This is a genomic window from Streptomyces hundungensis (assembly GCF_003627815.1).
Classification (GTDB): domain Bacteria; phylum Actinomycetota; class Actinomycetes; order Streptomycetales; family Streptomycetaceae; genus Streptomyces; species Streptomyces hundungensis_A.
Genome location: NZ_CP032698.1, coordinates 7,815,915 through 7,838,024, shown reverse-complemented (window position 1 = coordinate 7,838,024; position 22,110 = coordinate 7,815,915). Strand labels below are relative to the sequence as shown.

Annotated in this window: 23 protein-coding genes; 11 read left to right on the top strand and 12 right to left on the bottom strand. The window is 69.5% G+C overall.

What is annotated here, in order from left to right; all coding sequences use genetic code 11:
• The first annotated feature begins 86 nt into the window (after positions 1-86).
• The 3 genes from DWB77_RS34810 to DWB77_RS34800 all read left to right on the top strand — a co-directional run bounded on the left by DWB77_RS34810 (position 87) and on the right by DWB77_RS34800 (position 1,758).
• Positions 87-899 (top strand): SigB/SigF/SigG family RNA polymerase sigma factor, encoded by an 813-nt coding sequence (locus DWB77_RS34810; RefSeq protein WP_120726442.1) that lies wholly within the window; start codon positions 87-89, stop codon positions 897-899.
• Positions 900-1,011: 112 nt separating this feature from the next.
• Entirely contained in the window at positions 1,012-1,173 is a 162-nt protein-coding gene (locus DWB77_RS34805; protein ID WP_120726440.1) for a hydrophobic protein, read from the top strand.
• Between the two features lie 216 nt (positions 1,174-1,389).
• Complete coding sequence (locus DWB77_RS34800) at positions 1,390-1,758, top strand: PRC-barrel domain-containing protein (RefSeq protein WP_120726438.1); 369 nt, start codon at positions 1,390-1,392, stop codon at positions 1,756-1,758.
• A gap of 409 nt (positions 1,759-2,167) precedes the next feature.
• On the opposite strand, the gene DWB77_RS34795 is transcribed toward DWB77_RS34800, so the two are convergent.
• Positions 2,168-2,986: a DUF2382 domain-containing protein gene (locus DWB77_RS34795; protein WP_120726437.1), complete on the bottom strand. Its 819-nt coding sequence runs from the start codon at positions 2,984-2,986 to the stop codon at positions 2,168-2,170.
• Between the two features lie 233 nt (positions 2,987-3,219).
• On the opposite strand from DWB77_RS34795, the gene DWB77_RS38080 reads away from it, so the two are divergent.
• The 3 genes from DWB77_RS38080 (at position 3,220) to DWB77_RS34780 (ending at position 6,152) form a co-directional block, all read left to right on the top strand.
• A complete protein-coding gene (locus tag DWB77_RS38080; RefSeq protein ID WP_162952674.1) occupies positions 3,220-3,783 on the top strand; it encodes a hypothetical protein in 564 nt (187 codons plus the stop codon).
• A gap of 121 nt (positions 3,784-3,904) precedes the next feature.
• Positions 3,905-5,527 carry an alpha/beta hydrolase gene (locus DWB77_RS34785; RefSeq protein WP_120728591.1) on the top strand — a complete coding sequence of 541 codons (1,623 nt, stop codon included), beginning with the start codon at positions 3,905-3,907 and terminating at the stop codon, positions 5,525-5,527.
• Positions 5,528-5,738: 211 nt separating this feature from the next.
• Complete coding sequence (locus DWB77_RS34780) at positions 5,739-6,152, top strand: cytidine deaminase (protein WP_120726435.1); 414 nt, start codon at positions 5,739-5,741, stop codon at positions 6,150-6,152.
• A gap of 10 nt (positions 6,153-6,162) precedes the next feature.
• Here the strand turns inward: DWB77_RS34780 and DWB77_RS34775 are convergent, their stop codons facing one another.
• Positions 6,163-7,032, bottom strand: coding sequence for an MBL fold metallo-hydrolase (locus DWB77_RS34775; RefSeq protein ID WP_120726433.1), 870 nt, complete (start codon positions 7,030-7,032; stop codon positions 6,163-6,165).
• 334 nt (positions 7,033-7,366) lie between these two features.
• On the opposite strand from DWB77_RS34775, the gene DWB77_RS34770 reads away from it, so the two are divergent.
• Complete coding sequence (locus tag DWB77_RS34770; RefSeq protein WP_120726431.1) at positions 7,367-7,555, top strand: hypothetical protein; 189 nt, start codon at positions 7,367-7,369, stop codon at positions 7,553-7,555.
• A 196-nt stretch (positions 7,556-7,751) separates the two neighbouring features.
• Here the strand turns inward: DWB77_RS34770 and DWB77_RS34765 are convergent, their stop codons facing one another.
• Positions 7,752-8,252 (bottom strand): GNAT family N-acetyltransferase, encoded by a 501-nt coding sequence (locus DWB77_RS34765; RefSeq protein ID WP_120726429.1) that lies wholly within the window; start codon positions 8,250-8,252, stop codon positions 7,752-7,754.
• A 251-nt stretch (positions 8,253-8,503) separates the two neighbouring features.
• On the bottom strand, positions 8,504-8,677 hold the full coding sequence (locus DWB77_RS34760) for a CsbD family protein (protein ID WP_120726427.1): 174 nt from the start codon (positions 8,675-8,677) through the stop codon (positions 8,504-8,506).
• Between the two features lie 272 nt (positions 8,678-8,949).
• Between DWB77_RS34760 and DWB77_RS34755 the strand changes: the two genes are divergently transcribed.
• A complete protein-coding gene (locus DWB77_RS34755) occupies positions 8,950-9,111 on the top strand; it encodes a hydrophobic protein (protein ID WP_120726425.1) in 162 nt (53 codons plus the stop codon).
• A gap of 463 nt (positions 9,112-9,574) precedes the next feature.
• Here the strand turns inward: DWB77_RS34755 and DWB77_RS34750 are convergent, their stop codons facing one another.
• Positions 9,575-10,426: a SigB/SigF/SigG family RNA polymerase sigma factor gene (locus tag DWB77_RS34750; protein WP_428985205.1), complete on the bottom strand. Its 852-nt coding sequence runs from the start codon at positions 10,424-10,426 to the stop codon at positions 9,575-9,577.
• 350 nt (positions 10,427-10,776) lie between these two features.
• On the opposite strand from DWB77_RS34750, the gene DWB77_RS34745 reads away from it, so the two are divergent.
• The gene (locus tag DWB77_RS34745; protein WP_246033738.1) at positions 10,777-11,436 is read left to right on the top strand and encodes a diguanylate cyclase; all 660 of its coding nucleotides are present in this window, start codon (positions 10,777-10,779) and stop codon (positions 11,434-11,436) included.
• Positions 11,433-12,401 (top strand): SMP-30/gluconolactonase/LRE family protein, encoded by a 969-nt coding sequence (locus DWB77_RS34740; RefSeq protein ID WP_428985173.1) that lies wholly within the window; start codon positions 11,433-11,435, stop codon positions 12,399-12,401. Before DWB77_RS34745 ends, DWB77_RS34740 begins: the two co-directional genes overlap by 4 nt.
• 49 nt (positions 12,402-12,450) lie before the next feature.
• Here the strand turns inward: DWB77_RS34740 and DWB77_RS34735 are convergent, their stop codons facing one another.
• The 7 genes from DWB77_RS34735 to DWB77_RS34705 all read right to left on the bottom strand — a co-directional run bounded on the left by DWB77_RS34735 (position 12,451) and on the right by DWB77_RS34705 (position 20,447).
• A complete protein-coding gene (locus DWB77_RS34735; RefSeq protein ID WP_120726421.1) occupies positions 12,451-13,608 on the bottom strand; it encodes an oxygenase MpaB family protein in 1,158 nt (385 codons plus the stop codon).
• Between the two features lie 107 nt (positions 13,609-13,715).
• Positions 13,716-14,768, bottom strand: a complete 1,053-nt coding sequence (locus tag DWB77_RS34730) for a polyprenyl synthetase family protein (protein WP_120726419.1) — start codon at positions 14,766-14,768, stop codon at positions 13,716-13,718.
• Positions 14,761-15,039: a polyprenyl synthetase gene (locus DWB77_RS34725; RefSeq protein ID WP_120728586.1), complete on the bottom strand. Its 279-nt coding sequence runs from the start codon at positions 15,037-15,039 to the stop codon at positions 14,761-14,763. Before DWB77_RS34725 ends, DWB77_RS34730 begins: the two co-directional genes overlap by 8 nt.
• A gap of 162 nt (positions 15,040-15,201) precedes the next feature.
• Positions 15,202-15,804: a hypothetical protein gene (locus DWB77_RS34720; protein ID WP_120726417.1), complete on the bottom strand. Its 603-nt coding sequence runs from the start codon at positions 15,802-15,804 to the stop codon at positions 15,202-15,204.
• Between the two features lie 228 nt (positions 15,805-16,032).
• Positions 16,033-17,757 carry an acyl-CoA dehydrogenase family protein gene (locus DWB77_RS34715; RefSeq protein ID WP_120726415.1) on the bottom strand — a complete coding sequence of 575 codons (1,725 nt, stop codon included), beginning with the start codon at positions 17,755-17,757 and terminating at the stop codon, positions 16,033-16,035.
• An 86-nt stretch (positions 17,758-17,843) separates the two neighbouring features.
• A complete protein-coding gene (locus DWB77_RS34710) occupies positions 17,844-18,401 on the bottom strand; it encodes a PadR family transcriptional regulator (RefSeq protein WP_120726413.1) in 558 nt (185 codons plus the stop codon).
• A gap of 222 nt (positions 18,402-18,623) precedes the next feature.
• Positions 18,624-20,447 carry a coagulation factor 5/8 type domain-containing protein gene (locus DWB77_RS34705; protein ID WP_120726411.1) on the bottom strand — a complete coding sequence of 608 codons (1,824 nt, stop codon included), beginning with the start codon at positions 20,445-20,447 and terminating at the stop codon, positions 18,624-18,626.
• Between the two features lie 464 nt (positions 20,448-20,911).
• Between DWB77_RS34705 and DWB77_RS34700 the strand changes: the two genes are divergently transcribed.
• Positions 20,912-22,015: a DUF1996 domain-containing protein gene (locus DWB77_RS34700; RefSeq protein ID WP_120726409.1), complete on the top strand. Its 1,104-nt coding sequence runs from the start codon at positions 20,912-20,914 to the stop codon at positions 22,013-22,015.
• Positions 22,016-22,110: the final 95 nt, after the last annotated feature.

Here is a 22,110-nt window from a genome sequence, read left to right as displayed (position 1 = left end):
AGTCCCACCGTGGGTGTGCTCTGTCCACACGTGGCGCGTGGCTTCCGTGGTCAATCCCCCGACCACGCGGCCCTAGGAGCAACACCATGGCCACTCCCTCATCCACGAACATCGTCCGCTCCCATGCGGACGCGCCCGACACGGCCGACGCCTTCGAGCGCCTGCGGGTTCTGCGCGAGGGACCCGAACGCGAGATGCTGCGCGGCCAGTTGGTGAAGGCGTGGCTGCCGATGTCGCAGCGTCTTGCGGGCAAGTACCGCAACCGTGGCGAGGACAGCGATGATCTGCGTCAGGTCGCCGCCCTCGGCCTCGTCAAGGCGATCGACCGGTACGAGGTGGCGCGAGGGGCCTTCGAGGCGTTCGCGATTCCGACGATCAACGGCGAGATCAAGCGGCACTTCCGCGACCACGCGTGGGCCATGCACGTTCCGCGCCGCGTCCAGGAACTCCGTAACCGGGTACGCGTCGCACGTCGCGAGCTCCAGGCCTGCCAGGCCGGTGAACCCACCCTGGCCCAACTCGCCGTGCAGTGCGGGCTGAGCGAGGACGACGTCCATGACGGGCTGGAGGCTCTCAACTCGTACTCCGCGCTCTCGCTCGACGCGGAGCTCCAGTCCGCGCCCGGCGACGACGGCCGCAACCTGGCCGACACCCTCGGCGCCACCGACGACAACTTCGACACCGTCGAGGCGCGCGAGGCGGTGAAGCCCGCGCTCCAGGCCCTGCCCGAACGCGAGAGCCGCATCCTCTATATGCGGTTCTTCCAGGACAAGACGCAGAATGCCATCGCGGAAGAACTCGGGCTCTCGCAGATGCATGTGTCCCGCCTCATCACCCGCACCTGCGCCCGCATTCGCGAACAGGCCCTGTATGAGCCGGGCCACCAGATCGCGGCCTGACGTCGAACCGGAATCATCGAGCAGGTTCCCACCAGTGCCGATAAGAAACACGTAAATCTAAGCGCATGCCTAGCCCGGCCGAGGGCAGATGAATCCCTGGAGGTTGATAACTATGGTTCCCCTGCTTCTCGTTCTTCTGCTCGCCCTGATTCTGTTCGGTGCCGGATTCGCACTCAAGGTCCTTTGGTGGGTCGCGATCGCGGTTCTGGTGATCTGGCTGATCGGGTTCGTGGCCCGCCCGAAGGGTGGTAGTGGCCGCTGGTATCGCTGGTAGACGGGTTTTCCGTCAGCTTGGCCCGTAGGTGGGCCCGCCCTGGTCAGGGCGGGGCCCACTTTCTTTTTTCGCCCCGTCCTGATGGTGTGGGGCGCACCTTTGAGGGCATACGCCGTTTCAGCGGAACCGCACCTCTCCCATCCCGTACCGACCGGGAGACGAGAAAAGGCGGCCGTCCCTATCACCGCTGACACAGTTGACTGAGGAGTTGTTTTCATGTCCGACAACATGTGGGGCTACCGCGAGAACTCCGGCCGTCTGACCGACGTCGATCTGACGGGTTACAAGGTCGAGGCGACCGACGGGTCCATCGGCAAGGTCGACAAGCATTCGGACGAGGCCGGCTCCGCCTACATCGTGGTCGACACCGGCCCCTGGATCTTCGGCAAGGAAGTTCTCCTGCCTGCCGGGACCGTCGAGCGAATCGACGCGGACGAGCAGAAGATCTATGTTGACCGCACCAAGGAACAGATCAAGAACGCCCCCGAGTTCATCCGGGACGAGCACCTCAACAACGCGGGCTACAACAAGGAACTCGACACCTACTACGGCAGCGGCGCCCCCTTCGGCGGCAGGCCCGCCTGATCGCCCCGTTACCAGCGAGGGGGTGGCCGCCCGGTACATCGGGTGACCACCCCCTCGCCGGTGTGCGGCCGCGCCCGTGGCTGGTGTGTGATCGCGCCCTCCGTGCGTTCGCGAGGCATACGCGAGGAGGCAGTTGCAGCAGCCCGCGCTCCCTCACGGGTGACACCGCGTGTAGGCCGCCGACGCACGGGCACGCGTCTTTCATGATGTTCACGACGCTCATCCTCGTGCCCGTCGTCCTCGCCGTCGCTCTCACGTGGCACCACCCCCACCACAATCGCCATCGGCGCTGAGCGGTCGCTTCTTCTCCCCAACCCCCGGTCGGGACCCGAATCCCGGCCCGGAAAAGCACTCTCCCGCCGCCCTGTTCATGGGGCGGCGGGAGAGTGCTTTCAGTGGGGCAGCCGGTTCAGCGACGCCTGTCGCCCCGGCCCTCGCCGCGACGGCGCTCGTCCTTGCCGGTGGCGTCGTCGTACTGGATCTGCTCCTTGCGGACGGTGTCGGACACCTCGCGCTGCTCGGTGACCTTCTCCGTCTCCAGACGCACCCGCTCCACCGGAACGGCTTCCTTGCGCACGACCGGACGCTCGGCGTGGAGCGTCACCTCGGACTCCGCCTCGCCGATGTCGGCACGGGCGCGGTCGCCCTCGCGGATGGGCTCGCGCACCACCCTGACCTCTTCGTGGCTGACCGGGACGGTCGTGGTCACGTCTTCGGTGACGACGACCTTGCGCAGCCGTGCCCGGCCCACTTCCTGGTTCTCCGTGCCGACGTGCAGCCGCTCCTCGGAGCGTACGAGGGCGTCCTCGTCCTTGCCGTACCGGGCGTGGACGTCGGTGCCGGTGGCGTTGCCGGGGACGTCGACGCTGCCGGCGGCTCCGCCGGGACCCGGGTTGGTGGTGTGGTGGCCGTTGACGCCGTAGTGCCGGTACAGCTCGCGCTCCTGGTCGACGCCCAGGTGCTCCTCGGCGTCGAGACGCGGCGCGTCCTTCACCATGCTCTTGGCGTACCCGACGTGCAGGGCGTCACCGTCACGACGGGCGCCCGCCAGAGGTACGAACGACTCCTTGGTGCCGAAGAGCCCCGTCTTGACCGTGACCCATTCCGGGCGGCCCGAGGCATCGTCCAGGTAGACCTGTTCGACACCGCCGATCTTCTCTCCATCGGGGTCATAGGCCACCAGGCCCTTCAGACCCTCGGGGCGGTTGAACATGTCACCGGTGTTCATGCGGATCACTCCTGACCTGTCGGGAAGGCGAGGGACGAAACGGCATCCGGACACGGAGCCGTGACTCTCCCTCCCACCCCGCCACACCCCACGCGGCGCTGCGACCGGAATCACTTCCGCACGACGACCCCGCTCCCCAGTCCACGTACGGCCAGACCCGCCGTCGGCGTGCGCCGGGAAGTTGGGCCACCCGAGTGAACGCGCCACCGCCGCGCCCGTCGCACATCGGTGTGATGATCACGGTTTTCACCCTCAGGTGTGAAGCGCCCTCTGCCCAGCTCGACTTCGGCCGTGCGGCCCCGCTACGAAGAGCCTTCGACCTGGGAGAGCTTGAGCAAGGGGTGCTGATGCGCTGGGACCGCCTGTTGTGCGTGATGTGCGCCGGGATGCTCGCGTCGGGCTGTGTCACCGTCGCCCCCGGAACCGGCCCGGCGGGAAGCGGGCTCGAACCCGACGCACGTCGCATCGTCACGGTGGCACCCGATCCTGCGCAGCCTCTCGCCCGCGAGAGCCTGACGCCCGTGGACGACCCGACGCCCGCCCCGCCCGACACCGGCGGCGCCCACCCCACCGACCGGACCGTCCACACCCGCCAGGCCCCCGAAGCCGCCGCCCCCGCCCACCGCTCCCCCCGGCACGCCCACTCCGCCACCCCGCATCCCGAACCCGCACCACCGCACTCCCGGGCCCATGGTCCCCGCCCCCACTACGATCCCGGAATGGTGTGTGCCTGGGCCAAGGGCAGCGGCCTGGACCCGTCGGTCGTACGCGCCTGTCAGCAGCAACTGGGCCGCTGAGTCCGCCGGACCGGCCGGAGCCTTCGCCCCACCGGGCACCCCAACTCCCGTGCTGTAACAGCTTGATAACGTCGTGTCAGTTCCCTAGCTGTAAAATTTCACATATCACATCATGCACTCCATGAGAAAAGTCATCGCGCTCCTCTCGGCCGTCACGGCCGTGGCGGCCCTCAGCGGAACGACCGCCGCCAGCGCCTCACCCGACACCTTCGCCGCCCAGGACACCGGCCAGGGCAAGCTCGTCTGGAGCTCCTGCGGCGACACCGCCACCCCCGCGCTCCAGTGCGCGATGCTCGACGTACCGGTGGACTACGCCGACCCGCACGGCCGGAAGATCAAGATCAAGGTGAACCGGCTCCCGGCCACCGCGCCCAAGAGCGGGCAGCAGGGCCCGATCCTGCTCAACCCCGGCGGCCCCGGTGACTCCGGGCTCTGGATGCCCGCATACATCGCCGGGCAGATCCCGCAGGACGTCGCCTCGACCTACGACTGGATCGGCTTCGACCCGCGCGGAACCAATGCGAGCGAGCCCCATGTCCTGTGCGACGCCCACTACTTCGACGGCCCGCGACCCGACTACCAGGTGAGCCAGGGCACTTCGAAGGCGTGGCTGGCGAAGGCCGCCGGATACGCGGCCGACTGCGCCGCCGACTGGTCCTGGCTGATGCCCCACATGACCACCGTGGACAACGCCCGTGACATGGACAGCATCCGGCGGGCACTCGGAGCACCCAAGATCAATTTCTATGGCGGCTCCTGGGGCACCTCACTGGGCTCCACCTACGGCCAGCTCTTCCCCTCGCGCGTGCGCCGGATGGTGCTGGACAGCATCGTCGGACCCACCATCACCTGGTACGACCACAACGTCCTCCAGGACAAGGAGCACCAGCGCCGCTTCGACGCCTTCGCCGACTGGGCGGCCAAGGCCGACTCGGTGTACCACCTGGGTACGGACGGCGCCTCGGTCGAGAAGGCCTACCAGCAGGTCGAGGCGGACCTTCGGACCCACCCGGTCGACGCCGCCCCGGCGGCCGGCAGGATCGGACCCGCCGAGTTCGAGGACACCTTCTACGGGGGCGGGTACAACTTCCTGCGCTGGCCCAGGATGGCGACGGTGCTCTCCGCCTACGTCACCCACCACGACACCCAGCCCCTGAACATCGCCTACAACCGCTATGCGGCGCCGGGCGCCGACGACGGCACCTTCCCCGCGTACAACGCGGCGCAGTGCACCGAGAACGCCTGGCCCCGGGACTGGGAGTTCTGGAAGGAGGACCAGGCCAAGGTCAACGCCTCGGCGCCCTTCTACACGTACAACAACATGTGGTTCAACGCGGCCTGTATGTTCTGGCCCCACCAGGGCAACACCGCGGGCCGTCTGAAGATCACCGGCAAGGGCCTGCCGCCCGTGCTGCTCTTCCAGGCCACCGAGGACGCCGCCACCCCGTACGAGGGCGGGCTCGCCATGCATGACGCACTGCCGGGTTCGAAACTGGTCGTCCAGAACGGCGGCAGCTTCCACGAGATCCTCTTCCACGGCAACGCCTGCCTGGACGACACCTTCACCGCCTACCTCCGCGACGGCAGCCTCCCCGAGGGGCGCGGCCGCATCGCCAAGACCTGCGCACCCGAGGCCGCTCCGGACCCCGTCTATGTGACGCCGACCCCGGCTTTCGCCGGCAAGGCCGCCGCCAAGCCCCTCGCGCCGACCGACCCCGAAGCCGTCCACGGCGTCCACCGGTAGACCGACGCGACGCATCACCCGAGGGCCGCCGGCCTCCAACCGGCGGCCCTTGCACGGCACTTGGAGCCGTACCGGGCAGCTGCGGGCTGATGGACACTCAGTGCGTCGGCTCAACGAGCCCGCGGAACCGGAACCATGCCCGACGCTATTCGCTTGCGTGCCTTCGTCGCTCGGGTGATCGTCAGGGGGACATCGCACGAAGGAAGAGAAGATGAACACGCTGCCCCGCCCCGTAGACCACGAGCTCGTCCGGGCCGCCGCGCAGGTCGCGGCCACCCGTTGTCGCGGCGACAACCACACCATGGCGGCCGCGGGACGTGCGCGGGACGGCCGGATCATCACCGCGGTGAATGCCTACCACTTCACCGGCGGCCCCTGCGCCGAGCTGGTCCTGATCGGCACGGCCGCCGCCCAAGGGGCGTACGAGCTGGAGACCATCGTCGCGGTGGGCGACCGCGACCGCGGGGTCGTACCGCCCTGCGGCCGCTGCCGCCAGGTCCTCCTCGACTACTACCCGGCCACGCACGTCATCGTCGGCTCGGGCGACCGGCTCGGCACCGTGTCCATCGGCGAGTTGCTCCCCGAGAGCTACGTCTGGGCCGACCACCAACTCGACGGCGAGTAGCCCCTCCCCCTCACCACCGTACGGCGGTGAAGTCGACCGGGCGGGGCCTGAGCAGCCGGGTCCGCTCCGTCAGGGCTCGCAGCCTGCGGGACATCTCGTCGGCGGGCCGGTGGCGGCGGTCCCCGTGGCCGGGCAGGACCCATTCGAAGCGCAGCCGGTCGGCCGTCCTGGCCAGCGATTGGGCCAGTTCCTCGATGGAGTACCAGGTCACGCTGTCGGCCACCTCCAGGTCCCGCGTCGCGCGTGACCAGTAGAAGCTGTCGCCGCTGAAGCAGTACCGGTCGTCCGCGAGGTAGAGCACGCTCCCCCGGGTGTGCCCGGGCAGGGGATGGGCCGTGACCCCCTCGCCGATCTCCACGGGATCGAGGCCCCGGATCACCTGGTCGGCGTCGGGGGCCGCCTCGATGTCCCCCTCGTGGATCCAGAGGCGGGCCCCGAAGTGGTCCGCGTAGCTGCGGCCGTGGGCCGCGTGGTCCCGGTGGGTGAGCAGGACGTCGGTCACCGGGCCCAACGCGGCGTAGCGGTCGGCGAGTTGAGGACTCCAGCGGGGTGTGTCGATCATCATCACCGCGCCGGAGGGCCGCGGTAAGAGGTAGGAGTTGGCGCCGGCGGTGTGCCGCGAGTTGTGGCCGCAGATCAGTACGCCGTCGTCCAGCGCCATCGGAAACGGGTCGAGGGCTTGGTTCGGGCGCCCGGTGGTCGGGCGGATCGAGCGGGTGGGACAGGCGAAGACCGCGGCGTGGAACCGACGCGTCTCCGCCTCGCCGTCGGGGGAGCGCAGTATCCGCGACTTCCCGTCGGCCTCGTCTATCAGCTCGGGCGCGAACTGTCGGGCGACATCGCAGTTGGTGCAGCGGTCGTCCACGTACCAGTCGTCCATGACGGGCTCCTTCCAGAGGGCGTACCGGACCGGCCTCGCCACCGTCCGCCAAGTCCCTTGAGGAGACGGGCGGATACAACGACGATGCCACCAAGTACCTTATTCCGAGCGTCAGTTGGCGGCCGTCGGAGCACCCGCGCGGGACATGCGGTCGGCGTCGGGAACCACTGCGCCTGATCGACGGGCTGAATACCACATGGTGTGGAGTTCGGCGAGATACGACGCGAAGATCCGGTCCACGGGGCGGACGAATTCACCCGAACAGACCGCCCGGGCAGGCACCCGCCCCGCAGCGGTGATGGTGTTGAGTGCTCTCCCCTGTAGGAGGACCGCCATGTACGAAATGCACGTCGGCACGGCCGCCACCGGCACCCGCCGGGTGTGGCACGTCGTCGCCCATGACCACCGCGCCACCCTGTGCGGCCAGCCCCTCGACCCCGACGAGAACACGCAAACCGACCACCACTGCCTGCCCTGCATGTCGGCCTTTCAGCGGCTCATGCAGGCGGCTGAACACGTCTGACTTCGAGGAGGCCGCTCCAGCGAAGTCCCCGAGCCGATCTTGCCCGTGTCCCTGGGTGCCGTCCGGGACCGTGCGGAGGGGCCTCGTGAATGCCGAGGGCGTACTGCCACGATCGGCGGGATCGGGGCCCTCTCAGGGCTCTTCGACGCGCGGGTCTCCGGCAGAGGCCGCCATACGGTTCCTGGGGCGACGGTTCCTAGGCCGGAGGCGTCCACCAGGTCCTCGGCCAGGGGCTCGGCTCCTGGAGGTCCTTTGTCATGAACGTACTGTTCCGGTCCTGCCGATAGCCGGCGAACGGCTCGCACGGCGTGAACCCGAACTTCTCGTACAGCTTCCTCGCCGGCAGGAAGAAGTCGGCCGTGCCGGTCTCCAGGCTCAGTCTCGTGAAACCCATGCGCCTGGCTTCCGTGATGATGTGCCCCAGCAGCCGGGAGGCGATTCCGCTCCTGGTGAGCGCCGGGGCGGTACGCATCGACTTCAGCTCGGCGTGCACCGCGTCGATCCTCTTGATCGCGCCGCAGGCGAGCACCGTGTCACCGTCCCGCGCCGACCAGAACGTGATTCCAGGCTCGCGCAGGGCACCAAGATCGAGGGCGTGTTTGCTCTCCGGAGGCGTGATGGACTGCATCTGTCGAACGTGTTCATCGAGAAACCTGGCGACCTCGGGTCCCGAGAGGTCGTCCACCGCGATATGCACCCTGCTCGTCCTTCTCCCGCTCGCGTGGGGCCGCAGATGCCGCCTGGCGCTTCAGAGGTCGCGCTGGGTCAGGAAGCGGCGCTTGAGACATTCCACGAGTCTGCCAGGTGCGAACTGGGCGCCCTAGGCATTTACGGCCCCCTCGGCCGACGGGGGGTGGGCGCCACGAACGCGAGCTGGACGATACGAACGTGGGGCGGGGCCGACCGGAAACTTCCGGTCGGCCCCGCCCCACGTTCTGACCGCGCTGGTCAGTGCTTGAAGACGTCCTTGACCTTCTCCTTGGCCTGACGGGCGTCGCCCTTGGCCTGCTCGGCGCGACCCTCGGCCTCCAGGCGCTCGTTGCCCACCGCCCGGCCGGCCGTCTCCTTGACCTTGCCCTTGGCCTGCTCGACCTTCGACTTGCCCTTTTCGTCACCGGACACAGAAATCACTCCCACATGTCGATTGTCGATGTAAAACCGCGACAGCGTACGTCTCGCCGGATTCGGCAGATCTAAACCGTGCGGGCGGGAACTACGTCCACGGTACTCCTTGACCCTATGGATTCACGCCACGAGTTCGGCCCCGCTTCCCCGACCCGACACGGGGGCCGATACATCCCCGGGAGGGCCGCTACAGGAGAAGGGGAATCCGTGCGCTCGGGGTGCGTGGGAGATGCCTTTCGGGGCACACGGCGGACTGGAGGTTGATAACTATGGTTCCCCTGCTTCTCGTTCTTCTGCTCGCCCTGATCCTTTTCGGTGCGGGCTTCGCCCTCAAGGCCCTGTGGTGGATCGCCATTGTGGTCCTGGTCGTGTGGCTCATCGGGTTCGTCGCGCGTCCGCGCGGCGGAAGCGCCCGCTGGTATCGCTGGTAGAGGCAGCACTGGCGGACGGACATCCACAGCAGGGGCCGGGCCCGATGGGTCCGGCCCCTGCTGCATGGCACCCGCACCACCCCGCTGCACACACGTCCACTCGGAGACGGCCGATACGACGGCTGACAACCGCCCCCATGCCGGGCGGAAAACCGGGTAGGAGCCCGTCATGGCCGGGTTCGCGCCTGCGAGCGCAGGAACCAGCGCACCTCCATTGCGGGCTCGGACCCGGTCTCCTCATTCCTGGCGTCTTTACGCGATCTTCGTCGCGTCCTTTCGGAACGCTCGGTCACATGCGACGAATGGAATTGGCAACACGCACACAGTCCACAAAACAATGCGGGGCCGACCGAAACCAACCGGCCGACCCCGCATCCCACCCATGGGGAATGAACTTCAACAAAGAGCGTTGAGCGAAAACGTTGAGCAAAGAGTCTTGCGGGCCTTGTGGCTGACCGCTCGGTCAGGCGGTGACGTTGATGCTGGGCTCCAGCATGCCCTCGCGCAGCTTGGCGACGGTGCGGGTGAGGAGTCGGGAGACCTGCATCTGGGAGACGCCGAGGTGCTCGCCGATCTGGCTCTGGGTGAGTTCCTCACCGAAGCGGAGCTGGAGCAACAGGCGCTCGCGGTCGGTGAGTTGGGCGACCAGAGGGGCCAGCGCCTGGAAGTCCTCGACGAGGTTCATGGCCGGGTCCTCGGCACCGATGAAGTCGGCCAGGGCCGCCTCGCCGTTCTCGGCGTCGCTGGAGAGCGCGGCGTCCAGGGAGGCGGAGTTGTAGCCGTTGGCGGCGACCTGCGCCTCGACGACCTCGTCCTCGCTCAGGTCCATCAGCGCCGCGAGTTCCTTCACCGTGGGCGAGCGGTCCAGCCGGCTTTCGAGCTCCTCACGGGCCCGGGCCAGCTCACTACGGCGTTCCTGAAGCCGGCGCGGCACATGCACCGCCCACGTGGTGTCCCGGAAGAACCGCTTCATCTCACCCACGATGTACGGCACGGCGAACGTCGCGAACTCCGTCTCCCGCGACAGCTCGAACCGGTCGATCGCCTTGATCAGACCGATCATGCCGACCTGGACCACGTCCTCCATCTCGTCCGCGAAATTACGGAAGCGACGCGCGGCGAACCGCACCAGGGACATGTTCATCTCAATCAGCGTGTTCCGCGCGTACTGGTACTCGGCCGTGCCTTCCTCCAACACGGCCAGACGCTCGAAGAACTGGCGCGACAACGCCCGCGCATCACGGGGAGCCACCCGGGTCGGCGCCTCGATCGACGGAAGAACCCGCACCTCGTGCCCGGTCTCCGGCTCGGTGATCCTCGTCCCGGTTGCTACGGCAGTCACAGCCACTCCCCTCCTCGCCCCCCGTACAGATAACAGTCCTCCTGCGCTTGCCCCTAACTATGCGATCCATTCACGGGTTCTCCAAAAAATTTGTCGCCGCGATCCCTGGAGGCACTTCCGCCCCTCTGGGCACACGGTTCGGAGGGGCCGCGGCGCGGGCGAAAGGGCCGCAGCGGATCGGCCGAGACCGTTCGCCGACGGTCCCAACGGGGGTTTCCGACGCGCGGGACCGGTCACCCTTGCGAGAGGCTCGTGCGAAGAAGCACCGTACGAAGAAGCACGGTACGAAGATCCGCAAGACGTCCGCGACGAGAAGGGCCCCCATGCCGACTCCCTCCGCTTCCGCCGCCGCAGTCCTGCCGGCCCGTGCCTGGATCCGCTGGCGCAAGGGGCGCGACCTGCCGATCTCCTCGGCGGCCTCCGGCGTCGAGGACGCCGACAGGCGGTTCCTGCTGTACGGCCTGCTGCCGCTGTGGGTCGTTCCGGGTGTGGCCGACTGGTGGATGCACCGGCGCACCCGCATCGAGGACACGTCGGGCGCCCGGGAGTCGGCGGTGCACGCGCTGATGATGACCGAGGCCGGCATTCCCGTGGCCGTGGGGCTTCTGGCGAAGATCAACCCGCTGGTCCTGTCGATCATGGGCGGTGCGGCGGTCGCCCACGGCGCCACGGCGCTGTACGACGTGAGCTACGCGACGGGCAAACGTGAGGTCCGGCCGATCGAGCAGCACATCCACAGCTTCCTGGAGGTGCTGCCGCTCACCGCGATGGCCTTCACCGCGTGTCTGCACCCCGAAGCGGTGCGGGCGGCCCTGCGGGGCGGGCCCGGGGCCGAGGACTGGAAGCTGCTGCCCAAGGAGCGGCCGCTGCCCGCCGGCTATCTGGCGGTGCTCGCCGCGACGATCGGCGTCGGCGTGGCCCTCCCCTACGCCGAGGAGATGAAGCGCTGCCTCGGCGCTCGCCGTCGTCGGCGCGGCGCGTGAACGCCGGACGAGGCTCTCGACCGGATCCGTTACCGCCCCTGCGGCTCGTCGGCCTCGACGCCGCCGGCCCCGAGGATGTCGTCTTCGACGCGGCCGGACGTGTGCTGACCGGGCTCGGCGACGGCCGTCTGGTACGGATCGCACTCCCTGAGCGCCCCGGCGATCGGGCCGACATACGCGAGGTGGGACGCACCGGAGGGCGGCCGCTCGGGCTCGACGTCCTGCCCGATGGGCGGCTGTTGGTGTGCGACGCGGAACGTGGGCTGCTGCGGCTCGATCCCGAGGACGCGTCCCGCGTGGAAGTGCTGGCCGATTCGATCGGCGGGCGGCCGCTGCGGTTCTGTAGCAACGTGGTGGCGGCCTCGGACGGCACCCTCTATTTCACGGTGTCCAGTCTGCGGTACGGACTCGGCGACTGGCCCAGCGACATCGTGGAGCACCGGGGCACCGGGCTCCTCGTGCGACTGGCAGCGGCGGGTGAGCCCGAAGTCCTGCTGGAGGGGCTCCAGTTCGCGAACGGTGTGGCACTCGCGCCCGATGAGTCGTTCGTCGTGGTGGCCGAGACCGGCGCGCGCAGGCTCACCCGGTGGTGGCTGACCGGTCCGGAAGCGGGGCGCCGCGACACGTTCGCCGACGATCTGCCTGGCCATCCCGACAACATGTCCCGCAGCGCGGGCGGCGGATTCTGGGTCGCGCTCGCGGCGCCGCGCACACCCCCGCTGGACTGGCTGCACCGAACCGCGCCGTCGGTGCGCCGGGCGGCCGCCGCCGCGACCCGGCGCCTGCCGACCCCGCCGGCCCGAGCCGCCCGTGCGATGGAGGTCGACGCCCAGGGCCGAATCCTGCGCCATCTCAAGGACACCGGCCGCCGGTACCGGATGGCCACGGGCGTGGCCGAGCGGGACGGGCGGCTGATTCTGGGCAGCCTGGCGCAGGACGCGGTCGCCTGGTGCGAACTGCGGTAGCGGCGGCCCCGCGTCATACGCCCCCAGCGGAGCTGCCGGGGGCACCGGCTCACACCGTGGCGGCGGGCGGGGTCCATCGGTGGGTGCGGGACACGGCGTCCGTGATGCCGTACTCCTTCTTGAGCTGCTCGGGAATGGCGTAGTGCATGACGCGGCCGCGCGTGAGGGAGGACAGTTCCAGGACCGAGGTGAGATGGCCGAGACGGTCCAGTGCCCAGGCGCCGAGGGGGGAGCGGTCCTCGATGGTCTCCAGGACGCCGAGGAGATGGGGCACGGCCTTGACGACGGTGTCCCACCGGGTGCGCGGCACTTGAAGCCAGTCGGCGCAGGTGTCGCCGACGAGGTGGCGGATGAGCGCGGAGACGATGGGGTCGAAGAGGGTGCCCGGCACGATCTCCTCGTAGAGGTCGATGAGTTGACGGGTCAGCTGGGTGCCTTCGTCGGACGGTCCCATGAACCGGACCATGTACAGGTCGAGGAACTGGCGTGCGTCCTCAAGGGACTTGGGCACGGCGTCCTGGTCGATGCCGAGCATGGCTCCGACCACGCGCCAGGCGTAGTAGTACGCCTCCGCGCCCTCCGTCGACATGTGGATGCCGAGGCGGTGCAGGCTGTCCAGGACGAGCAGGGAGAAGAACATCTGACCGCCGATCATGTCCTCCTGGCAGATCGGCGTGCCGAGCGTCTCCGCGTCCCAGAGGCCCTCCCGTTTGAGGTGGTGGCGGATGGAGGCGTGCAGCAGGCGGACCTTCTGGGCGGCCGGGATGAAACGACTGCCGGCCTCGAAGGCGTCGGGCTGCATGAGGTAGACGGTGAACTGGCCGGTCTCCGCCATCCGCTTGGACGGGTACTTCAGCCCATGGGTGGCCGACAGCAGCTTCGCCACGTGCGGGACGACGTAGCAGGCGGGCATGGAGGCGAAGGACAGGGCGGTGGAGATGTGTACGTTGTTGTCGATGAAGAACAGCCGGGCCTTCTCCATCTCCTCCCAGTCCACCCACGCGGGCGGCACGCTGGTGGCCCGGAGGTACTCCTGGGCCACCTCGGGCAGCCCCTCGGGCAGGGGGGCGCCCACAGTGGATACGTACCGCATCAGGGTGTTGAACTTGCCGACCTCTCCGCGTTCGAAGAGCGTGGCGACGGTGGCGTCGGCGAGTTCGTCACCGGCCTGCCGCAGGGCGTCCATTGATGCCTCGGTGTAGGTCACGACGGGGCTCCTTGTCAGTGCGGGTCGGCCACAGGGCGCGGGTGTCGGCCACCGCCGTGCCCGGCCTCGCGGTACGGGGTACGGGGTACGCGGTACGCGGTACGGGGTCAGGACAGGCGGACCGCGGCCGAACGGGCCAGCGCGGTCAGCGCGGCGCTGGCCGGCGCGGGGGCGTTCAGCTCGCGCAGGGCGCCCAGGGCCTCCTCGACCCGTTCGGTGATCATGGTTTCGACACGGTCGGGAGCCTTCAGGCGGCACATCAGCGAGCGGACCTCGTCCAGGGCGTCCGGGTCCGGATCGTGCTTGCCGAGGAGCGCGTCAAGGCGCTCACGCTCCTCGTCGCCTGCCAGGCGCCAGGTCTCCGCGAGGAGCGCTGTGGGCCGGTGGCCGCGTACGTCGTCGGCGTTGGCCTTGCCGGTGCGTTCCGGTTCACCGAACAGGCCGAGGAGGTCGTCCCGGAGCTGGAACGCCTCGCCGAGCGGCAGCCCGTACGCGGAGTATCCCGCGCGCAGCCGCTCGCCGGCGCCGGCCAGGGCGCCCCCGATCAACAGGGGTTGTTCGACGGTGTACTTGGCGGTCTTGTACCGGATCACCTTGAGCGACGCCGTGGTGTCCGGCCGGGCTCCGGTGCGCAGGATCTCCAGGCACTCCCCCGCGATCAGCTCCCTGGCCAGGAGCGACCACAGCGGTCGGGCCCGCGCCAGATATGCGGCGGGCAGGCCGCTGGTGGCGAAGAGTTGCCCGGCCAGCGACATGAGCAGATCTCCGACGAGCATCGCCAGTGATCTCGCGTCGGCGGCAGCGTGCGGACGACGCCGTACGACGCCGCGCAGCGCGATGTGGGCCGTGGGTCGGCCGTGCCTCAGCGGGCTGTCGTCGATGAGGTCGTCGTGGACGACGGCCGCCGCGTGCACGAGCTCCATCGAGGCCGCCGCGCGCAGCAGCGCGTCGCTGTCCGGCTGTCCTCCGGCGCGCCAGCCCCAGTAGCAGAACGCCGCGCGCAGCCGTTTGCCGTCGGCGACGGCCGCCTCGACCTGGTCGGCGACCGGACCGAGGAGGGGGTCGATCGCCGCCAACTGCTCGGCCTCCTGCGCCACGAAGTGGTGCACGACCTCGTCGACGCGGGCCTTGAACGCGGCCGGCTCCCACCGGTCAGGCATCGCCGGCCGCCCGCCGGGCCAGGGCGTGTCGGGCGAGGACTTCCAGGTGGGCCGGCGGGGCCGAGGCGTACCGGTCCAGCACCAGGCGCCCACGCGCCAGTAGCTCGCTCTCGGCCTCCGCCGCGAGGTCGGCCGCGTCCGAGCGGCGCAGGAGCCCCCGCACCGTCCCGAGCGCCGACCCCAGGGTGCTCACCGCCAGATCGGCGAGCCCCGCCGCCAATAACACCGCCTGCTCGTCCAGGCCCCCACGTCGTCCCGCTTCCCGCGCCATCCGCTTCTCCACCCACCGCATCGGGCGGCGCCCGTCGCACGCCGTCCGGTTCAGCATCGCGGGGTGTCGTCGCAGGGGCCGGTGGAACTCACGATTGAGTGATCACATCGCTCGTCCGTGCGGGGCGCATTGGGAGCGGAAGTCTCGGCGCGGGTGGTTTTCCTAGTACGGGCCGCCTCGGAAGATCAGGCTGCCGTGGTGACGCGGGCGGTCGCCGCGTTCGTACGCCGCGTCCGAACGGTCGGCGGGGCCCGAGCGTGAGGCGAGGGACCGCAGGGTGCCCAGGCCCGCCAGCACCTCCTCGCGGTGGGCCGCCGACTTCAAACACGCCGGGAGCCGGGCGAACATGCCCAGCGTCGGGGAGGCGTGACGCACCCGCAGCCGGGCACCCACGAACGCGGCGAGGGCGTCGATGTGTTCCTCGTTGTAGGCCCACAGGATCTGTCCCGCGCAACGGGTCTGGAGCCACAACGGCCGCCGGAAGAAGGGATCCTCAGTACCTCCCGGCACCACACCGACCAAGGCCCTGCCCCGTTCCTCGGCCGTCCAGTCGGCGGTCGCGCCGCACTGGGCACAGCTCAGACGGCGGGGCCGGCACAGCAGGGAGCTGGAGTACCGCGGCGTGCCGAGGCCGGGGTGAAGGACGACGAGCGCGCGGCCACCGCACTTCGGGCAGACCATGAGCACATGGTCGGTGAACCGCACGAGCCACATGCCGTAGTCGTGGTGACGGAGCGGCGGGGAGTGCGGGGGCTCGGAGCTCATACGAACACCCTGCCATGCGGTATCCGTCTTGGCCGAGCCCGATTCGGGTCCGGGGCCAACTCCGTACGCCGTGAGCGTGTCCCGCTCGAGGACCCGCCCCACCCTCTACCTCCGCCGCAACGGGATACGCCGGGCTCCCGAGCACCGAGCACGACCCCGGGGCCCGAACGGCGCCGCACCGCGCGAGCGGTCGGAACCGATCGGGCCCCGGACAGGCCATCTCGACTGTCAGGGAGCCATCTCGTAGGCGCCCGCCAGCGCCTCGACACGTGCCCAGACCCGCGCCGAGCGGGCGTCGTCGACGACTGGGCGGCGGACCGCGCCGAGCGCCCAGTCCTGCTGCTCGGCGGTGGCGGAGTCCTTGCCGTGGAGTTCGACGGCGTGCGCGGAGAAGTCGCGTACGAGGACGGCGAAGAGTTCGTCGAGCACATCCTGCTCCAGCCCCGTCAGACGGGCCTGCTCCAGGATCAGCTGGCCGTGCACGACCAGCGCGAACAGCTGGCCGACGGCGAGCAGCAGGTCGAGGTCGCGGCTCTGCTCCTCGTCGGGGGCGGCCGTGGTGACGAACTCGCAGAGCGCGTCGGCCTGTTCGCGGAAGCGGGCGACGTTGGGGACCTCGGCGTACGCGTCGTACGCGGTGCGCCAGTCGTGGAAGCGGACGGAGCCCAGGCCGCGCGCCGGGCCCTGCTGGAAGAGGAAGGCGTCGTCGGCCGCGTCGAGACGGGTCGGCACGGGCGCGTATTCGGCCGGGTTCAGCAGGTGGTTGCGCAGGAACTTGAGGATCAGCGCGAGGTTGACGTGGACCGTGCCCTCCAGCTTGGGCAGGCCGCGGATCTCGACGGCGGCCTGGGCGAAGTAGGTGTCCTTCTCGAAGCCCTTGGCCGCGATCACGTCCCACATCAGGTCGATGACCTTCTCGCCCTCCGTGGTCACCTTCATCTTCGTCATCGGGTTGAAGAGCAGGTACCGGCGGTCGTCGGGGCCGGCCGAGCGGAAGTAGTCCACGGCGCGGTCGCTGAACAGCTTCATGCCGACGAGGCGTACGTACGCGTCGGTCAACTCGCGCCGCACGTGCGGGAAGGCGGTGACGGGGCGGCCGTAGAGGATGCGGTTCTGGGCATGGGTGACGGCCTCGTACATGGCGTGTTCGCAGATGCCGATCGAGGCGGTGCACAGGTTGAACTTGCCGACGTTGACCGTGTTGAGGGCGGCGTCGAAGGCGGCACGACCGGTGTGCAGGACGTCCTCGGCGGCGACGGGGTAGTCCGCCAGCCGGAACTCGCTGACGTACTTCGAGGAGTCGACGACGTTCTTCACCAGGTGGTACGCCTCGTGACGGCTGTCGGCGGCGAAGAACACATAGCCGTCGGGGCCTTCGATGTCGGTGCGGCGGCCGAACACGGAGACCAGCCCGGCGGCGTTGCCGTTGCCGATGTAGTACTTGCTGCCGGTGGCCCGGAACCCGCCGTTGCCGTCGGGCTCCAGGAGCATGTCGGTGGAGTAGATGTCCGCGCCGTGGGTCTTCTCGGACAGGCCGAACGCGAACACCTCGCCCTGGGCGAGGAGTTCGGCGGCGCGGGCGCGCGCGGTGGCGTTGTCGCTCTGCCAGACCGGGCCGAGACCCAGGATGGTCACCTGCCACGCGTACCAGTAGTCGAGGCCGTAGAACCCGAAGATCTCGTTCAGGGCGGCGATCCGGGCGGTGTCCCAGCGTTTGTCCTCCTCGCCCGGCGCCGCCGCGGCGGCCGGCGTCAGGAAGGTCGCGAACAGGCCTTCCTTGGCGGAGAACGCGAGGAAGTCGGCGAGCCAGGCGCGGGAACGGTAGTCCTCGATCAGCTTGCGCTTGCCGCGCTGCTCGAACCAGTCGACGGTCGCGCGCAGCAGCCTGCGGGTCTCGGGGTCGAAGTGCGTCGGGTCGTAGGTGCTCGGGTTGAACAGCAGCGCGTCGGCCATGGCTATTCGCCTTTCCGGACAAGGGAGTTGATGAGGGGGTGAAAGCGGAAGCCCGGGGTCGCGGATACGGCGCCCCGGTCTCGGGCCTAGCGTTTTTCGGCGCCGAGCCGGTGGAGCGTGGCGATCACGTCGTCGAGCCAGGCGAGCGTCATCTGTTCGTACGCGATGCCGCCGCGCAGCACGACGTGCTGAAGCTCGCGGCCGACGTCGGGCGCGGGGGCGTCGGGGCCGGTGAAGTCGCGCAGCTCTCCCGCCCGGTAGTGGGCGAGACGGTCGGCGTGGGCCCTGCGGTGTCGTTCCACCTCGTGCAGGAGGGCTGCGGGGTCGTCGAAGGCCGCGCCGCGGATCTTGACGGCGAGCTCGTGGCGCACGCTCTCCGGTTCGATCGGCTCGTGCAGCCACTGCGCGAGCGCGGCCCGGCCGGGAGCGGCGACCGAGTACTCCTTCTTGTCCGGCCGGCTCTGCTGCGCCACCTCCCGCGGCTCGACCCAGCCGTCGTTCTCCATCCGTTTGAGGATCCGGTAGATCTGCTGGTGCGTGGCCGCCCAGAAGTAGCCGATGGACCGGTCGAAGCGTCGGGCCAGCTCATAACCGGAGCCCGGCTTCTCCAGGAGGGAGACGAGAATCGCGTGCTCAAGCGCCATACCCGAATCCTTCTATGCAATTCGTTGCATAGACAAGCGGCACCGGCCAGGTGAGACACGGCTCACCCGAAGGAGACGGCGCCCGCGCGTGAGCGGCGGGCCGCCATGACGAAACGCCCCGGCGTCGGCCGGGGCGTCAAGGGGGGTGCGGAGCTCGTCGCGGCCGAGCGGTCCGCGTGCCTCGCCGGCCCTCTCCCTCGCGGGGAAGGGGCCGGCCCGGGTTCACGGGTACGCGACCACCGTGGACGGTGTCGTGGAGGTGCCCGATGTCGGTGCCCCGACTTCGTTGATGACGTGCTCGTACTGTCCGTTGCCGCCGAGCGAGACCACGAGGAGGTCGTGGAACTTCACCCCCGCCGTGTTGGGGGCGGCGAATCCGTGGTGCTGCACGATGCCGGGGTCGGCGGTGTAGTTGCAGTAGCTGCCGAGCCCCCAGGCCTCGTGCGAGGTGACGTTGCCGGCCACCTTGTAGGCCGCGTAACCCTTGACGTTGCCGTCCTGGACCGCGGCCTGGTTCGGGGCGTCGTAGGCCTTCTCGTTCTGGAAGAAGATGGTGCGGCCCCGCTGGCCCAGCCACTGCACGTCGTACTTGTTGAAGTGCTCCACGAACAGGCCGGTGCACAGCACGTCGTCGCCGTTGACGACGACGCCGTAGTCGGCGCGGTTGGTGTCCCAGCCGACACCCGTGCCGTGGTCGGCGCGCCAGACCCAGGTGTGGTCGACGACGGTGTTGCGGCTGTTGATGACCATGCTGGTGGTGGCCTTGCCGGCCCCCGCGCCGCCGACGCGTACGAAGACGTCCTGCACGGTGGTGGGGTTGGCCGAGTGGTCGCGCGAGGCGCCGCTGGGGCCGACCTCAAGCAGGGTCCGGGAGTTGACCGGCCCCGCGTCGATGAGGAATCCGGCGAGCCGTACGCCGTCCACGTCGGCGACGCGCAGCGCGGTGACTCCGTTGTCCGGCACGATCGTCGCGTACCCGAGCCCGAGGACGACGGTGTTGTCCCGGTTGACCTGGAGGGGCTGGTCGACGTGGTAGATGCCCGGGGTCAGCAGGAGGTGGAGGCCCTGCGCGAGCGCTTGGTTGAGGGTGGCCGCGCTCACGCCCGGCTTGGCGACATAGAACTGCGACAGGGACAGCGAGGTGCCCCGGGGAGTGCCGTTCCCCCAGGTGACACCGCGGGCATTGGTGCGCTTCTCCGGCAGGAAGACACGGAACTCGCTCCCGTTGAGGTACAGGAAGGGCTTCTCGCGGGAGATGGGCGTCGTGTCCAGCGTGGTGTACGGAGGATTGGGGAAGCTCTGCGCGGGGGCACCCTGGACACCGGAGAACACCATGTTCCACACGGCGTTGACCCAGCCGCCGATCGCGCTGTCCCGGGTGTACCACTGCTGTTGCGAGTACGGTCCGACCTGGCCGTCGATGCGGCAGTCGGCGATGTAGCCGCCGCTGGCCCAGCCGTAGCCGGACGGCGCCAGGTTGAGGCCGCCGCGCACATGCATCCGGCGGAACGGCGCGGCCTGGGCGACGGCCCAGCGGTTGGTGCCGTTGACCGGGACGAGGGCCAGGTTCTCGGCGGAGCGCCAGAAGTTCTGGGTGGCGTTGCCGTTGGCCCACCCCGCGTCGACCGTGACATCGCCGTTGATGGTGGTGTCGTCCGGTGACAGGCCGAGACCCGCGATCGAGGTGTAGAAGCCGATCTGTGCGTTGAGTCCGCTGTAGGTGCCGGGTTTGAACAGCAGGGCGTAGCGGCCGGTGCCGAACTGTGCCGCCTCCTGACGGTGGAAGATGTCGTCGAGGGTGGCCTGGATGTTGGGTGTGCCCGGGTCGAAGACCAGCACGTTGGGGCCGAGGTCTCCCCCGCCGGACAGAGCGCGCGGCCGCACGGACGCGGGGGACGCCGAAGCGGGGGCGGCCGAAGCCGGGGCGGCCAGGCCCGTCATCAGCGGCGCCGAGGCGGCGGCCGCGGCGACGGCGCCGAGCATGGTGCGGCGCGCGATCGCGGAGGGGCGGGGGGCGGGGGAATCGGGCGGCGGAACTGGGGGCATCGGGCGACTCTCCTGGTTCAAGAGGTGAACGTAGGGGGGCGGGGGAGCGCTCTCTCGCCGGGGAATGCTTCATCCAGCCGAAGACAACGTCAAGGGGTGCGGCAGAAATCCCCGGTCTTTGCGTTCACAGGTCGTCATCATCACGCAGTGCACATCCAGTTCAGGGCCTGCCCCACAACTGCCGTGTCTCATACGGCGGTTAGCCGTCGACCCTCGTTCAACTGGCCTGGTGCGAGCGCCAATGCGGTCGCCAACCGTGCCCCAATTCGCTTGCCGCGCGCGCCCATTCCGCGCTCCGAAAGGCCCGGAAGGCGACCCCCTTCTGCCGTCACATCTCTTGACACCTCCGCTTCGGCGCCCCGAGACTCCACTGCGGGAGAGCGCTCTCCCGGCTACCGGTCGGTGAACTCGCGCAACCGGTGGCCCTCTCTGCCTCCCCGTCCCCCACCCCTCAGGAGGTCTCCATGCCACGGAGATCGAAGCTCCTCTCCGGCACGTTGATCGCGAGCGCGGTCCTGCTGACCACGCTCGGTCTGGGCGGCGTCGCCACCGGGTTCGACGCCCGCTCGGCCGGCCCCTCGTCCGGCGCACCGCTCGCCCCCGCCCACGCGGACCACGCCATGGCGGCCATGCCCGCGTCCACCGCGAGCTCGCCCGAGGATCCCGATGGCGACGGATACATCGTGGCGAACCCGCAGGTCACGAACGTCTCCCCGTCGACACAGGATCCGCCGCACCGCTACTTCCACGAGTTCCAGGCCAACTGTTCGGTGACCCACACCGCGCCGGACGACCCGATCGTCTATCCGCAGCAGCCGGGCAAGTCCCACGACCACACGTTCATGGGCAACACCTCGACCAACGCGAACAGCACCACGGCCTCCCTTGACGCGGGCTCCACGACCTGCAAGGCCCCCGGGGACAAGTCGGGCTACTGGATGCCCAGCCTGTTCAACGGCGCTCAGAAGATCCTGCCGGTCGGCCCCCAGACGATCTACTACAAGGCCGGCGTCACCGACTACACCAGCGTCCGCCCCTTCCCCAAGGGCCTGCGCTTCGTGGTCGGAAGTCCGATGCAGACGGCCGACGAGTTCCGCAACCACCGCGGCTTCGTCGAGGGCTGGGAGTGCGGCGACAGCTACTTCAACGTCAACTTCCCCGCCAGCTGCCCGAGCCGGGCCGATGTCCAGCTCAACATCCGTTTCCAGGCGCCCAGTTGCTGGGACGGGAAGTACCTGGACACGCCCGACCACAAGAGTCACATGTCCTATCCCGTGGTCAAGCCCGGCACCAACGACAACATGTGCCCGGCCGACCACCCGGTCGCACTGCCGATGATCGAGTTCAAGATGGCGTTCCCGGTCAACGGCGACCTCTCCCAGGCGAGGCTGGCGAGCGGGCCGGGCTACTCCTTCCACTACGACTTCTTCAACGCCTGGGACGACGCCACGCTCAAGGCACTGGTCAACGACTGCGTCGTCGGCGGCCTCCAGTGCGACGCGCGCGGCCACGACCAGACGCACCCCGAGGCGGGTGCGGCGCTGGACGCCAACTACCGCCTCCCCTGAAGCCGTTGGTCTCCCCGCCCGTCGGCCCGGCCGCCCCATCGTCCCGCCGCGGCCGGGCCGGCACCCCCTCCCCCACCCCCTGTGAAGAGGACCCC

What these genes read in the sequence shown, in the direction of transcription:
- DWB77_RS34810 (WP_120726442.1), top strand. Translation starts at nt 87, where the DNA reads ATGGCCACTCCCTCATCCACGAACATCGTCCGCTCCCATGCGGACGCG.
- DWB77_RS34805 (WP_120726440.1), top strand. Translation starts at nt 1,012, where the DNA reads ATGGTTCCCCTGCTTCTCGTTCTTCTGCTCGCCCTGATTCTGTTCGGT.
- DWB77_RS34800 (WP_120726438.1), top strand. Translation starts at nt 1,390, where the DNA reads ATGTCCGACAACATGTGGGGCTACCGCGAGAACTCCGGCCGTCTGACC.
- DWB77_RS34795 (WP_120726437.1), bottom strand. Translation starts at nt 2,986, where the DNA reads ATGAACACCGGTGACATGTTCAACCGCCCCGAGGGTCTGAAGGGCCTG.
- DWB77_RS38080 (WP_162952674.1), top strand. Translation starts at nt 3,220, where the DNA reads ATGATCACGGTTTTCACCCTCAGGTGTGAAGCGCCCTCTGCCCAGCTC.
- DWB77_RS34785 (WP_120728591.1), top strand. Translation starts at nt 3,905, where the DNA reads ATGAGAAAAGTCATCGCGCTCCTCTCGGCCGTCACGGCCGTGGCGGCC.
- DWB77_RS34780 (WP_120726435.1), top strand. Translation starts at nt 5,739, where the DNA reads ATGAACACGCTGCCCCGCCCCGTAGACCACGAGCTCGTCCGGGCCGCC.
- DWB77_RS34775 (WP_120726433.1), bottom strand. Translation starts at nt 7,032, where the DNA reads ATGGACGACTGGTACGTGGACGACCGCTGCACCAACTGCGATGTCGCC.
- DWB77_RS34770 (WP_120726431.1), top strand. Translation starts at nt 7,367, where the DNA reads ATGTACGAAATGCACGTCGGCACGGCCGCCACCGGCACCCGCCGGGTG.
- DWB77_RS34755 (WP_120726425.1), top strand. Translation starts at nt 8,950, where the DNA reads ATGGTTCCCCTGCTTCTCGTTCTTCTGCTCGCCCTGATCCTTTTCGGT.
- DWB77_RS34745 (WP_246033738.1), top strand. Translation starts at nt 10,777, where the DNA reads ATGCCGACTCCCTCCGCTTCCGCCGCCGCAGTCCTGCCGGCCCGTGCC.
- DWB77_RS34730 (WP_120726419.1), bottom strand. Translation starts at nt 14,768, where the DNA reads ATGCCTGACCGGTGGGAGCCGGCCGCGTTCAAGGCCCGCGTCGACGAG.
- DWB77_RS34725 (WP_120728586.1), bottom strand. Translation starts at nt 15,039, where the DNA reads ATGGCGCGGGAAGCGGGACGACGTGGGGGCCTGGACGAGCAGGCGGTG.
- DWB77_RS34720 (WP_120726417.1), bottom strand. Translation starts at nt 15,804, where the DNA reads ATGAGCTCCGAGCCCCCGCACTCCCCGCCGCTCCGTCACCACGACTAC.
- DWB77_RS34715 (WP_120726415.1), bottom strand. Translation starts at nt 17,757, where the DNA reads ATGGCCGACGCGCTGCTGTTCAACCCGAGCACCTACGACCCGACGCAC.
- DWB77_RS34710 (WP_120726413.1), bottom strand. Translation starts at nt 18,401, where the DNA reads ATGGCGCTTGAGCACGCGATTCTCGTCTCCCTCCTGGAGAAGCCGGGC.
- DWB77_RS34705 (WP_120726411.1), bottom strand. Translation starts at nt 20,447, where the DNA reads ATGCCCCCAGTTCCGCCGCCCGATTCCCCCGCCCCCCGCCCCTCCGCG.
- DWB77_RS34700 (WP_120726409.1), top strand. Translation starts at nt 20,912, where the DNA reads ATGCCACGGAGATCGAAGCTCCTCTCCGGCACGTTGATCGCGAGCGCG.